This window comes from Streptomyces sp. NBC_01017, from assembly GCF_045162795.1.
Taxonomy (GTDB): domain Bacteria; phylum Actinomycetota; class Actinomycetes; order Streptomycetales; family Streptomycetaceae; genus Streptomyces; species Streptomyces machairae.
On sequence record NZ_CP108683.1, the window covers coordinates 6,479,422 to 6,492,505 of the forward strand.

Consider the following 13,084-nt stretch of genomic DNA (forward strand, 5'->3'; position numbering starts at 1 on the left):
GTCAGTCCGGGCGGGTAGTTTGGGGTGACCGACAGGACTTTCAGGAGGGTTGGCCGTGGCTGCTGATTTGTCACAGCTCGTGAAGGCGTACGACGTGCGCGGGGTCGTCCCGGACCAGTGGGACGAGTCCCTGGCCGAGCTCTTCGGGGCCGCCTTCGTGCGGGTGACCGGCGCGAGCGCGATCGTGATCGGGCACGACATGCGACCCTCGTCCCCCGGTCTGTCCCGCGCTTTCGCACGCGGGGCGGCGACCCAGGGCGTCGACGTCACAGAGATCGGCCTGTGCTCCACCGACCAGCTGTACTACGCCTCGGGAGCGCTGAACCTCCCGGGCGCGATGTTCACGGCATCGCACAACCCGGCCCAGTACAACGGCATCAAGCTGTGCCGCGCGGGCGCCGCCCCGGTCGGCCAGGACACCGGCCTCGCGGAGATCCGTGAACTGATCGAGGGCTGGTCCGAGTCGGGCGCCCCGGCACCGACGGCACGGACGGGAGTGATCACCCAGCGGGACACGCTGGAGGACTACGCGGCTCACCTGCGCTCCCTCGTCGACCTGACCTCCATCCGCCCCCTGAAGGTCGTCGTCGACGCGGGCAACGGCATGGGGGGCCACACCGTGCCGACCGTGCTCGCGGGCCTCCCGCTGGACGTGGTCCCGATGTACTTCGAGCTGGACGGCACGTTCCCGAACCACGAGGCGAACCCGCTGGACCCGGCGAACATCGTGGACCTCCAGAAGCGGGTCCGCGAGGAGTCCGCCGACCTGGGCATCGCCTTCGACGGCGACGCCGACCGCTGCTTCGTCGTCGACGAGCACGGCGGGCCCGTCTCCCCCTCCGCCATCACCGCCCTGGTGGCCTCGCGCGAGCTCGCCAAGCACGGCGGCAAGGGCACGGTCATCCACAACCTGATCACCTCCTGGTCGGTCCCGGAGGTCGTCAAGGAGAACGGCGGTACGCCGGTGCGCACCCGCGTCGGCCACTCCTTCATCAAGGCCGAGATGGCCACGACCGGCGCGATCTTCGGCGGCGAGCACTCCGCCCACTACTACTTCAAGGACTTCTGGAACGCCGACACCGGCATGCTGGCCGCCCTGCACGTCCTCGCGGCCCTCGGCGGCCAGGACGGCCCCCTGTCCGGACTGGTAGCCCAGTACGACCGCTACGCCGGCTCCGGCGAGATCAACTCCACCGTCGCCGACCAGGCGGGCCGCCTGGCCGCCATCAAGTCCGCCTACGAGGCCCGAGAGGGCGTGGAACTCGACGAACTCGACGGCCTGACCGTCACGGCCGCCGACTGGTGGTTCAACGTCCGTCCGTCCAACACCGAGCCGCTGCTCCGCCTCAACGCGGAGGCACGGGACGAGGCGACGATGGCGAAGGTGCGGGACGAGGCGTTGGCGATCATCAGGAGTTGAGGAGGGCACGTGGGGGCGAGGGCTGCGTGCTTCTCGACGCCGGTCCCGGCATTCCAGCCCGTCCGGCGTTTGAGGACGAGGCCGTTCAGACCGATGGCGGGGGTCTGGGGGCGGCAGCCCCCAGGTCCGGGGTCGAAGGGGCAGCACCCCTTCAAGGACGGGACGGGCAGGGGCGGCGGGGGCGAAACAACCCCCGCCAACCCCACCGCCGCCCAACCCCGGCACCCCGCCCCCACCGGCGGTACGCTGACCAGGCACATCCGCACTCACGCACGCACCACACCCACCCGCCCCAGAAGGGACACCTCATGCCGCTGGAAGCCGGCCTCCTGGAGATCCTCGCCTGCCCGGCCTGCCACGCCCCCCTCAAGGAGCAGGAAGCCGAGCTGATCTGCACCGGCCAGGGCTGCGGCCTGGCGTACCCCGTCCGCGACGGCATCCCCGTCCTGCTCGTGGACGAGGCCCGCCGCCCCGCGTAACGGGACGCCACGACACCGGCGCAGGGGCGACTCAACGACCGGTCACCGTCCGGTACCAGGCCGCCTCCGCCGTACAGACGTCCGGCCCCCGCTGCCTCGACGTGGCGCCGTCCCGGCCCCGGCGTGCGGACTCCAGCCACCGGCACGGAGCACGGAGACGCCCGCCGACCGATGCCGTGACCAGGACGCCCGGCACCAAGCCCCACCCGGCACCAAGCCCGCCGTCGTCCCCCACGATCGAGCAAGCCCCCCGACGCACACCCCCGCGCAAGACCCCCCGCCCCCAAAGACCCGGCGATCGGAGGCTGCCGCCCATGCTCGACGAATCGTTGCTGGACACGCCGGAGGCGCTCGCCGAGGCCGACCGCCGTGCCCTGCTGCGCGGTGCGGCCGAAGCAGGAGCCCGTGTCCGCACCGCCGCCCGCCACGCAGCCGAGGCCGGCATCAACGACCTCAAACCCGACGGCCGCCCCCGCGCCATCCTGATCGCGGGCCCCGGCGCCGCCGCCATCTGCGTCGCCGACCTCCTCGGCACGCTCGCCGGCGCCACCAGCCCCGTCATCCGGCTGGCTCCGGCCGGTGTCGCCCCCGCCGCCGGCGCCCTGCGCTGGGAGCTGCCCGGCTGGTCCGGCTCCGTGGACCTGCTGCTGATCACCACCCCGGACGGCACCGAGCCGGGCCTGTCGCTCCTCGCCGAGCAGGCGTACCGCCGCGGCCTCACGGTCGTCGCCGTGGCCCCCGCAGGCTCCCCGCTCACCGAAGCGGTGCACAACAACCACGGCCTCTTCGTGCCGATGGCGACCGCCCCGTACGAGGAGGAAGAGGAAGACGTCCCCGCAGCCTCCGCCCCCGGCGTCCTGTGGGCCCTGCTCACCCCGCTGTTGGCGCTCCTCGACCGCACGGGCCTGCTCACCGCTCCGCCCGACGCCGTGGAGAAGGTCGCCGACCGCCTCGACCACATCGCCGAACGCTGCGGGCCGGCCATCGCGACCTACAGCAACCCCGCCAAGACCCTGGCCGCGGAACTCGCCGACTCGCTCCCGTTGATCTGGACCGAGGGCGTCTCCGCCGGCCCCGCGGGCCGCCGCTTCGCCGCCGCACTCGCCGAGCTCTCCGGCCACCCCGCGCTGGTCGCCGAACTGCCCGAGGCACTCGCCGCGCACAGCGCCCTGCTCGCCGGCAGGCTCGCGGCGAGCGCCGACCCCGACGACTTCTTCCGCGACCGCGTCGAGGAGACACCGGCCCTGCACGCGCGCGTGGTGCTGCTGCGCGACCGCCCGATCGGCGGCCTCACCGCCGCGCCCACCGCGCGCGACCTGGCCCTGAGCCACGACACGCCGGTCAGTGAGCTGGAGCCGGAAGCAGGCGGCGAGCTGGAGACCCTCGCGGAACTGATCGCCATCACGGATTTCGCCGCCGTTTACCTGGCGCTCGCTTCGGGAGCCTGATCTGTCCCAGGGGGCACTGGAAGCCGTACGCCGCAGGAACCGGCAGGCGTACACAAGGCGAACCGGCGTCCACCACGAAGAGAACCCGCCTACCCGCAGAGAACAGGCAGACAACCGCATGGACCGCCTCGACAACACCGTCCGCCCCTACGCCTGGGGTTCGACCACCGCGATCCCGCAGCTCCTCGGGGCCGAGCCGACCGGCGAACCGCAGGCGGAAATGTGGATGGGCGCCCACCCGGGCGCACCCTCGCGCACCGAGCGCGGCACGCTGGTCGAGGTCATCGAGGCCGACCCGGAGCGCGAGCTGGGCGCCGCGGCCGTGGCGAAGTTCGGCCCCCGCCTGCCCTTCCTCCTCAAGATCCTCGCCGCGGGAGCCCCGCTCTCCCTCCAGGTGCACCCCAACCTGGAGCAGGCGAAGGAGGGTTACCAGGACGAGGAGCGCCGGGGCATCCCGGTGGACGCCGGCCACCGCAACTACAAGGACGCCAACCACAAGCCCGAACTGATCTGCGCGCTCACCGAGTTCGACGGCCTGTGCGGCTTCCGCGACCCCATCGCGGCAGCCGACGCGCTGGACGGCCTCGGCGTCGACTCCCTCAAGCCGTACGTCGACCTGCTGCACGCCCACCCCGAGGACGCGGCCCTGCGCGAGGTGCTCACCGCGATCCTCACCGCCGACCCGGACGAGATGGCCCGCACCGTCGCCGACGCATCGGCCGCCTGCGCCCGCCTCGGCGGCGACTACGCCCCGTACGCCGACATCGCCCACCACTTCCCCGGCGACCCCGGCGTCATCGCCGCCATGCTCCTCAACTACGTCCGTCTGCAGCCCGGCGAGGCCCTGTTCCTCGGCGCCGGCATCCCTCACGCCTACCTCAACGGCCTCGGCGTCGAGATCATGGCCAACTCCGACAACGTCCTGCGCTGCGGCCTGACCCCCAAGCACGTCGACGTCCCCGAACTCCTGCGCATCGTCCGCTTCGAGGCCGGCGACGCCGGGGTGCTGCGCCCGGAGGCGTCCCCGGACGGCGAGGAGGTCTACGAGACCCCCATCGACGAGTTCCGGCTGTCCCGGTACGTCCTCCCGGAGGGCACCGCCGCGCACGACCTCACGCGCGCGACCCCGCAGATCCTGCTCTGCACGGCGGGCTCGGTCCGCATCGGCGAGCACGAACTGACGCCCGGTCGGTCCGTCTTCGTACCGGCCGGCGAAAAGGCCGAAGTGTCCGGCGCCGGTACGGTCTTCCGCGCCACGGTCGTCGCCTGACCGAGCGCATCCGACGACCCGGCGCGCTGTTGTCGGACCGGGCTGCAACAATGGCCCACCGGCAAAGGACGGGCAAAGCCGAACGAGGGCCGCACGCCCCCTCGGCGACGCCCTGAACAGCGTACGGACGTGCAGACGTACGGGCGTACAGGCGTACGAAGACGAAGGCGAAGGGACAACGCGACACATGAGCGCGTCAGGCGGTACCAAGGCGATCGTGGCGGCACTCGCCGCCAACCTCGCGATCGCGGCAGCGAAGTTCGTCGCGTTCGCGTTCAGCGGCTCGTCGTCGATGCTCGCCGAAGGCGTGCACTCGCTCGCCGACTCCGGCAACCAGGCCCTGCTGCTGGTCGGCGGCAAGAAGGCCAAGCGCGAGGCGACCCCGCAGCACCCCTTCGGCTACGGCCGCGAGCGCTACATCTACGCCTTCCTCGTCTCGATCATCCTGTTCTCCGTGGGCGGCATGTTCGCCCTCTACGAGGGCTACGAGAAGATCAAGCACCCGCACGAGATCGAGCACTGGTACTGGCCGGTCGGCGTTCTCGTCTTCGCGATCATCGCCGAGACGTTCTCCTTCCGTACGGCCATCAAGGAGTCCAACCTCCTTCGGGGCAAGAAGTCCTGGAAGGAGTTCGTCCGCCACGCCAAGGCGCCCGAGCTGCCCGTCGTCCTCCTGGAGGACCTCGGCGCGCTGGTCGGCCTGATCCTCGCCCTGGGCGGCGTCGGCCTGGCCCTGCTCACCGGCGACGGCGTCTGGGACGGCATCGGCACCGTCTGCATCGGCGTTCTGCTCGTCCTGATCGCGGTCGTCCTGGCCATCGAGACCAAGTCGCTGCTGCTCGGTGAGGCCGCGGGCGCCGAGGACGAACAGAAGATCGAAGCCGCCATCGTCGACGGCGACGTGGTCACCCGCATCATCCACATGCGCACGCTCCACCTCGGCCCCGAGGAGCTCCTGGTCGCCGCCAAGATCGCCGTCCCGCAGGGCGACACGGGCGCCGAGATCGCCTCCGCCATCAACGCCGCCGAGGCCCGCATCCGCGAGGCGGTCCCGATCGCCCGCGTGATCTACCTCGAGCCCGACATCTACAGCGAGGCCGAAGCGGCCAAGGGTGCCGACCGCGACGCGGCGCCGGGCGGACCGACGCCCCACGGAACCGAGCACTGACGTTCCGCAGGACAGCTTCCAACGGGGCCCGCCGAGACGTTCGGCGGGCCCCGTTGTCCGTTGCCCCGGCTAGCCGACCTCGCGCAACACCCCGAGGACGGCCGACTCGTCCGGCGCGGCCAACAGCCGCTCCCGGAACCCGGCGTCCATCAACTTCCGCGACAGCAGCGACAGAATCCGCAGATGCTCGTCGCCCGCGGCCGCCTCCGGTACGGCGATCATGAACACCAGCCTCGCCTTCGTACCGTCCAGCGAGTCCCACTCGACACCCTGCACGGACCGCGCGAAACCGACGACCGGCGCGGTCACCGCATCGGTCTTGGCATGCGGAATCGCGATCTCCTCACCGAGCCCGGTCGTCCCCTGCGCCTCCCGCCGCAGCGCGGTCGCCACCAGCTCGTCCACGTCCACGACCTTGCCGGTACCTGCCAGCAGTTCAGCCATCTCGCGGATCGCCGACTCCTTGTCGGCCGCATCGAGCCGCACCTTCACGGTCCGCTCGGTGAGGTGGCCGGAGAGGACCTCGGCAGGGGAATCATCGGCTTCGGACTCGTCCGCGGAACCCGTGGACAGTCCGGGCGACCCTGCGGGCGACCCACTCGTCGTGCCGGTCGCCGCCGACTCACGTACGGCAGCCTGCGCCACGACAGCAGCGGCGCCGGCGCCCGGCACTCCGACACCCGCACCGACCAGCGCGGGTTCGAGCCCGGCCGTGCCCGTGCCCGTGCCGACGAGAGCCTCCCCGCGCCGCCTGCGCTCACTGATGTCCACCAGGGCAACCGTCGTCAGCGCGGTGACGACCGTGCCGATCACCACGGCCACGAAGAACATCGGTACGCCGCTCACCGCGCCCAGCACCGCCACGATCGGCCCGCCGTGCGGCACCGCGTCCTCGACGCCGGCGACTCCGGCTGTCGCACCGGCGACCGCGCCGCCGAGCATGTTGGCCGGGATGACCTGCGCGGGCCGCGCCGCGGCGAACGGGATCGCGCCCTCGGAGATGCCGAAGCAGCCCATGAACAGCGCGGCGAGCCCCGTCTCCCGCTCTTGCTCGGTGTACAGCCGCTTGCGTATCAGCGTGGCGAGGCCCTGACCCAGCGGCATGACCGGGATCGCGGCCGCGCACATGCCCATGACCGTCTGGTTGCCGGTCGCGATGAGCCCGGCGCCGAACAGGAACGCCGTCTTGTTGACCGGCCCGCCCATGTCGAACGCGATCATCAGCCCGAGAATCGCGCCGAGCAGGATCGCGCTCGTCCCCGTCATCCCGCTGAGCCAGTCGGTCAGGTTCTCGAAGACCCAGGAGATCGGCTTGCCGATGACATAGATGAAGAACAGCCCGAGCGCCGTCGTCGCCACGATCGGGATCACGATGATCGGCATGATCGGCTGCGCGAACTTCGGAACCTTGACCTTCTTGATCCACAACACCAGATACCCGGCGAGGAACCCGGTCACGATCGCCCCGATGAACCCGGCGCCCGCCTTGGAGTCGTACAACTCCCCGGTGTTGGCGATCCAGCCACCGATCATGCCCGGCACCAGCGCGGGCCGATCCCCGATGGCATACGCGATGTAACCGGACAGGATCGGCACCATCAGCGTGAACCCGATGACACCGATGTTGTTCACGTCCATCCAGAAGGAGTCCTTCGGGATGACCAGACCGCCCGACGGGTCCGTGTGCCCGCCGAGCGAGAGCGAGATCGCGATCAGCAGCCCGCCGACCACGACGAACGGGATCATGTAACTGACCCCGTTCATCAGCGCCTTGTACCCGACGCTCCGCTCCTTGCCACCGCCGGCCCCCGAGGCCGCGGTGACCGCCCCTGCCTCATGCACCGGCGCCGACAGCACCTGCTCGATCAGCCGCTCGGGGTGGCGTATGCCCTCGGCCACACCGACCGTAAGGACCCGCTTGCCCGCGAAACGGCTCAGGTCCACATCCTTGTCCGCGGCGACGATGATGCCGTCCGCGTGCTTGACATCGTTGTCATCGAGGACGTTTTCAGCCCCGATGGATCCCTGCGTCTCCACCTTCATGTCGATACCGCGGCTCTCGGCAGCCTGCGCGAGCTTTTCCGCCGCCATGTACGTGTGGGCAATGCCGGTCGGGCATGCGGTCACCGCGAGCAGCTTCAACCGCTTCTGCTCGCCGCTGCCGCCGCCCGTGGGGGGAGGGCCGGCCGGACTGGTCACGTCGATCTCCTAACGCCTTTGTTGGTGCGGATCGCCGTCCCGGACGTCCCGCAAGATCGATCAGTTGTTCAGATCTCCTGGGCATCCTGCACCACCCAGCCGCAGCCTCAAAGGGGCGAAAGTGGCGCTTCGCCCGGGTTTGCCGCCTCCTGTGCGCCGTTCGTTGGTGTCCTGTTATCGCTCCCGCACAGCACCCCCGCCCACGACCGCCACCGCCCCACCGCACCGACCCGTGAACGGCCGCCGCCCTCCCACCCCCGGATGCCCTGATGGCGCGATCTGTACGGAGCCGGACAAGACAGACCAGGAACGCCCAGGCCTCCCGCTGTGGCTCCCGGGCGTCCCGGTGTAGCTTGGGACAGAGCCAGACGTCGCTGCTGATGGCGGTCGGGCGGTCCCGACGCGGACCGGCCGAGGGAGAGAGGGCCTCCGACGGACTGCGCTGCGCGTACGCGGGCATGCCTGTGTCCTCTTCGGGCACCCCGGTGTCCGCCGCCGTGCAGACCAGCCGTACCCACCCTCGACCCAACCCCGAGGAGCAGCTCGTAATGACGACTGTCGAGAACCGACAGGACTTCAAGGTCGCCGATCTCTCCCTGGCCGACTTCGGCCGCAAGGAGATCACCCTCGCCGAGCACGAGATGCCCGGCCTGATGGCGATCCGCAAGGAGTTCGCCGCCACCCAGCCGCTGGCCGGCGCCCGCATCATGGGCTCACTGCACATGACCGTGCAGACCGCCGTCCTGATCGAGACCCTGGTCGCCCTGGGCGCCCAGGTCCGTTGGGTGTCCTGCAACATCTTCTCCACCCAGGACCACGCGGCCGCCGCCGTCGCCGTCGGCCCGAACGGCACCGTGGACAACCCCCAGGGCGTCCCGGTCTTCGCCTGGAAGGGCGAGACCCTGGAGGAGTACTGGTGGTGCACGGAGCAGGCGCTGACCTGGCCGAACACCCCCACCGGCGGCCCGAACATGATCCTGGACGACGGCGGTGACGCCACCCTCCTCGTCCACAAGGGCGTCGAGTACGAGAAGGCCGGCAAGGTCCCCTCGGTCGACACCGCCGAGAACGACGAACACCGCGTCATCCTCGAACTCCTGAACCGCACCATCACCGACGGCTCCCAGAAGTGGACCCAGCTCGCCTCCGAGATCCGCGGCGTGACCGAGGAGACCACGACCGGCGTCCACCGCCTGTACGAGATGCAGCGCGACGGCGTCCTCCTGTTCCCGGCGATCAACGTGAACGACGCCGTCACCAAGTCGAAGTTCGACAACAAGTACGGCTGCCGCCACTCCCTGATCGACGGCATCAACCGCGCCACCGACGTCCTGATCGGCGGCAAGACCGCGGTCGTCTGCGGCTACGGCGACGTGGGCAAGGGCTGCGCGGAGTCCCTGCGCGGACAGGGCGCCCGCGTGATCATCACCGAGATCGACCCGATCTGCGCCCTCCAGGCGGCGATGGACGGCTACCAGGTCACGACCCTCGACGAGGTCGTCGACAAGGCCGACATCTTCATCACCACGACCGGCAACAAGGACATCATCATGGCCTCGGACATGGCCAAGATGAAGCACCAGGCGATCGTCGGCAACATCGGCCACTTCGACAACGAGATCGACATGGCCGGCCTCGCCAAGATCCCGGGCATCGTCAAGGACGAGGTCAAGCCGCAGGTCCACACCTGGAAGTTCCCCGACGGCAAGGTGCTGATCGTCCTCTCCGAGGGCCGCCTGCTGAACCTGGGCAACGCCACCGGTCACCCGTCCTTCGTGATGTCCAACTCCTTCGCGGACCAGACACTGGCCCAGATCGAGCTGTTCACCAAGCCGGACACCTACCCGACCGGCGTGTACACGCTGCCCAAGCACCTGGACGAGAAGGTCGCCCGCCTGCACCTGGACTCGCTCGGCGTGAAACTGACCCAGCTCCGCCCCGAGCAGGCCGCGTACATCGGCGTCGAGGTCGAGGGCCCCTACAAGCCGGACCACTACCGCTACTGAGCCGACCCGCCGCTGAGCCGCCGCCGAACCAGGCTGCTGCCCAGCGGCGCACGCTCATCGGCAGCAGATCCTCCGAGGCAGGCCCCCGCACCCCCGTGCCGGGGGCCTGCCCCTTTGACCCGTGCAGCCGTTTCAGCCCGCGCGACCCTCGTGGCCCGCGTGGGCGGACCAACCCGTCAAGACCCAGGACCCCGATGCCCCGCGGCCGTTATTCGCTCCACGATCCGCACGATCACACCCCCCTCGCAGAAGAGCACTTCCACTGCGCCCCCGGCCCGTCCGGCTGGCGCTACGTCTCCCAGCTGACCACCCCTGCGGGCGATCACAGCGGCTCCGTCGACCTCGCCCTGGACGAACTCGGCCGCCCCATCCGTCTCGAACTCCACGCCGGCGGCTGGCAGGTACGCGGAGCCGCCATCGACGGCGTCACCTGGGTCCGTACCGACCCCACCGGGGCTCAGGCCACGGAAGGCAATGTGCGCGCCCATGCCTTCACCGGGGCATCCCCCGCGTTCCTCATCGCCACCACTCGCCTCCTGCGCCTCACCCCCTCCGCCTCAGCAACCCGCGTACGCCTCCTGGCCCTCACGGACCCGGTCCTCGCCCCCCGCACCGTGGACCAGTCCTGGGCCCTGGTGAACAGAGAAACACACGCCACTGACAACGGCCCTCTGACCGTGGACGAATACCAGGTCACAGCCCTGGACACCGGCGAACAGCACGCCGTACACATCGCGGGCGACGTGGTCCTCGCGGCACCCGGCATCGAGCTGGAGGACCTGAAATCGCCGCCGTCGACGTTCGCTTGAGCGACGGACCCTGGCTCGGGACGACCTAAGCCGGCGGAGCGAAGCCCGTGGAGGGCCGGTCGTCCGCCGGGGCGTCATACGGCGCCGAGGAACGATCCCCTTCCGCGCCGTATGGGGAAGTCGGAGGCACCGCAGCAGCGGCGGCGGTCGGCACAACCGGTGGACCGTACGCGCCAGGCCCACCGGCCCCGGCCCCCGCACCACTCACAGAGGGCGCACCACCGTCGAACGACCCGTGGCTGAAGGCCCGCCGTGCCTCCCGCGCCTGCCGCTCCTGCAGAACTGCCGCCAGATACGCCGCCGGCGGAACACCCTGCGGCGCCGGAGTGCCCGTACGCGCCACGAGATCCGCGGCGAGCTGCTCCGCCATGCTCCACCCCACCTGCGGGTCGAGTTGCTGCATCCGCGTCAGGTACTGGCGAATGGCGAGCCACAGACCATCGGGAACCGCCGACAGATCAAGCCCCGAGAACCGCCCGGCCAGCCATGGCGGAGGCGGCGGAACGAACCCCGTCCGCGCGAGGGGCACCCGCTCCCGTACGACGAGAGTCCCGGCGAAGACGTCCCCGAGCCGCCGCCCGCGCGCGGACACCAGCGAGGCGATGACGGCGACGACACCGAGCGTCATCAGAATCTCGATCACGCCTATGAGGCCACGCACCAGCGCGTGCCGGAACCGGATCGGCCCACCGTCGTCGCGAACGACCCTCAAGCCGCACGCAAGCTTCCCGAGCGAGCGCCCATGGCTGAGCGTCTCGACCGCGATCGGCCCGCCGACCAGCAGCAGAACGAACATCGCGATCGACAGCGCGGTCTGCGCCGCCTCGTCCAGAGAAGCGGTGGCAGCCACAACGCCAATGGTCACGACGATGTAGGCGATCACCGCCACGGCCAGATCAAGCAGCACGGCCAAGGCCCTGCTGGGCAGCTTCGCGGGGCGCAACTCCAGCGCCACCGCCTCGCCCGTCACCAGCTCACTCACGCCGACCGTCCTTCCCCTGACCTGCCCCTGAAATGGCCAGTCTGCCAAGCTGAGGGCGCATCGCGCCGCAGTACGACAAGCTGACACCTACGACGAGTCGCCGACGAACAGCCGAGGAGCAGAAAACCAGATGGACCTCGACGTCTTCGTCACCGCCCACCGAGCCGAGTGGGACCGCCTCGACGCCCTCCTCGGGCGCCAGCGCCGCCTCACCGGCGCCGAGGCCGACGAACTCGTCGCCCTCTACCAGCGCACCGCCACCCACCTTTCCCTGATCCAGTCCAGCGCGCCCGACCCGCAGTTGACCGGCCGGCTCAGCCAGCTCGTGGCCCGCGCGCGTAGCGCGGTGACAGGCACGCGACGCGCCTCATGGCGCGATGTCACCCGCTTCCTCGCATACGGATTCCCGGCCGCCGTGTACCGAGCGCGCCACTGGTGGGTACCCACGGCGCTCCTGTCCACCCTGGTCGCGGCCCTCCTGGGCTGGTGGATCGGCACCCATCCCGAAGTACAGGCCACCATCGCGGCCCCCAGCGAACTACGCGAGCTCACCCGCCCCGGCGGGCAGTACGAGACGTACTACTCCAGCCATCCCGCGGCTTCCTTCGCAGCCCAGGTCTGGACGAACAACGCCTGGGCCGCCGCCCTCTGCCTGATCCTCGGAGTCTTCCTCGGCCTCCCAGTGCTGTGGATCCTCTTCCAGAACATGCTCAACCTCGGTGTCGGCTTCGGCCTGATGTCCTCAGCAGGTCGCCTCGACACCTTCCTCGGCCTCGTCCTGCCGCACGGCCTCCTCGAACTGACCGCGGTCTTCGTCGCCGCCGGCACAGGCCTACGCCTCGGCTGGACCCTCATCGACCCGGGCCCCCGCACCCGACGCTCGGCCCTCGCCGAGGAAGGCCGAGCCGCAATAGGCATGGCAATAGGCCTCGCTTTGGTCCTCTTCATCTCCGGCGCCATCGAAGGCTTCGTCACCCCATCCGGCTTGCCCACTTGGGCGCGCATCAGCATCGGCGTCGCCGCTGAGCTGGCCTTCCTCGCATACGTCTATGTCCTCGGCGGTCGTGCCGCCCGAGCGGGGGAGACGGGCGACGTCGAGGCCGCCGAGCGCAGCGCCACGGTTCCCACCGCCGCCTGATGTGCGGGCACGCCCGCTGAGCTGCTAGTCTCCTCTTCGCCCCACAAGAGCCGTTGACACGGACCTGGTGGGGAGGTAGATTAGAACAGTTGCCTGGAAACGGATGAGAGTCCAGCCGGGCAGAGTGACTATCTATCTGCTTCGGTGGAACATCGATTCCCGAGA

The 13,084-nt window shown here is 70.4% G+C and carries 10 protein-coding genes; 8 read left to right on the plus strand and 2 right to left on the minus strand.

Annotation, left to right across the window (positions count from 1 at the left end; all coding sequences use genetic code 11):
• Positions 1-55 precede the first annotated feature (55 nt).
• From OG331_RS29795 to OG331_RS29815, 5 genes are all read left to right on the plus strand, one after another.
• Positions 56-1,420 carry a phosphomannomutase/phosphoglucomutase gene (locus OG331_RS29795; protein WP_406201817.1) on the plus strand — a complete coding sequence of 455 codons (1,365 nt, stop codon included), beginning with the start codon at positions 56-58 and terminating at the stop codon, positions 1,418-1,420.
• A 308-nt stretch (positions 1,421-1,728) separates the two neighbouring features.
• Complete coding sequence (locus tag OG331_RS29800) at positions 1,729-1,899, plus strand: Trm112 family protein (RefSeq protein ID WP_328427236.1); 171 nt, start codon at positions 1,729-1,731, stop codon at positions 1,897-1,899.
• A 314-nt stretch (positions 1,900-2,213) separates the two neighbouring features.
• On the plus strand, positions 2,214-3,347 hold the full coding sequence (locus tag OG331_RS29805) for an SIS domain-containing protein (protein WP_406201821.1): 1,134 nt from the start codon (positions 2,214-2,216) through the stop codon (positions 3,345-3,347).
• Positions 3,348-3,465: 118 nt separating this feature from the next.
• The gene (manA, locus tag OG331_RS29810) at positions 3,466-4,617 is read left to right on the plus strand and encodes a mannose-6-phosphate isomerase, class I (protein ID WP_406201824.1); all 1,152 of its coding nucleotides are present in this window, start codon (positions 3,466-3,468) and stop codon (positions 4,615-4,617) included.
• A 187-nt stretch (positions 4,618-4,804) separates the two neighbouring features.
• The gene (locus tag OG331_RS29815) at positions 4,805-5,785 is read left to right on the plus strand and encodes a cation diffusion facilitator family transporter (protein ID WP_406201826.1); all 981 of its coding nucleotides are present in this window, start codon (positions 4,805-4,807) and stop codon (positions 5,783-5,785) included.
• Positions 5,786-5,854: 69 nt separating this feature from the next.
• Here OG331_RS29815 and OG331_RS29820 read toward each other — a convergent pair whose 3' ends face one another.
• Positions 5,855-7,984: a fructose-specific PTS transporter subunit EIIC gene (locus tag OG331_RS29820; protein WP_406201828.1), complete on the minus strand. Its 2,130-nt coding sequence runs from the start codon at positions 7,982-7,984 to the stop codon at positions 5,855-5,857.
• A gap of 548 nt (positions 7,985-8,532) precedes the next feature.
• Here OG331_RS29820 and ahcY point away from each other — a divergent pair.
• Together ahcY and OG331_RS29830 are read left to right on the plus strand one after the other, a co-directional pair.
• A complete protein-coding gene (ahcY, locus tag OG331_RS29825; protein ID WP_406201831.1) occupies positions 8,533-9,990 on the plus strand; it encodes an adenosylhomocysteinase in 1,458 nt (485 codons plus the stop codon).
• Positions 9,991-10,184: 194 nt separating this feature from the next.
• Positions 10,185-10,799, plus strand: a complete 615-nt coding sequence (locus tag OG331_RS29830) for a hypothetical protein (RefSeq protein WP_406201835.1) — start codon at positions 10,185-10,187, stop codon at positions 10,797-10,799.
• Positions 10,800-10,824: 25 nt separating this feature from the next.
• On the opposite strand, the gene OG331_RS29835 is transcribed toward OG331_RS29830, so the two are convergent.
• Entirely contained in the window at positions 10,825-11,781 is a 957-nt protein-coding gene (locus OG331_RS29835) for an RDD family protein (RefSeq protein WP_406201837.1), read from the minus strand.
• A 130-nt stretch (positions 11,782-11,911) separates the two neighbouring features.
• Between OG331_RS29835 and OG331_RS29840 the strand changes: the two genes are divergently transcribed.
• Positions 11,912-12,919 (plus strand): stage II sporulation protein M, encoded by a 1,008-nt coding sequence (locus OG331_RS29840; RefSeq protein WP_406201840.1) that lies wholly within the window; start codon positions 11,912-11,914, stop codon positions 12,917-12,919.
• Positions 12,920-13,084: the final 165 nt, after the last annotated feature.

Coding starts and splice junctions, on each gene's coding strand:
- OG331_RS29800 (WP_328427236.1), top strand. CDS start 1,729: ATGCCGCTGGAAGCCGGCCTCCTGGAGATCCTCGCCTGCCCGGCCTGC.
- OG331_RS29805 (WP_406201821.1), top strand. CDS start 2,214: ATGCTCGACGAATCGTTGCTGGACACGCCGGAGGCGCTCGCCGAGGCC.
- manA (WP_406201824.1), top strand. CDS start 3,466: ATGGACCGCCTCGACAACACCGTCCGCCCCTACGCCTGGGGTTCGACC.
- OG331_RS29815 (WP_406201826.1), top strand. CDS start 4,805: ATGAGCGCGTCAGGCGGTACCAAGGCGATCGTGGCGGCACTCGCCGCC.
- ahcY (WP_406201831.1), top strand. CDS start 8,533: ATGACGACTGTCGAGAACCGACAGGACTTCAAGGTCGCCGATCTCTCC.
- OG331_RS29830 (WP_406201835.1), top strand. CDS start 10,185: ATGCCCCGCGGCCGTTATTCGCTCCACGATCCGCACGATCACACCCCC.
- OG331_RS29840 (WP_406201840.1), top strand. CDS start 11,912: ATGGACCTCGACGTCTTCGTCACCGCCCACCGAGCCGAGTGGGACCGC.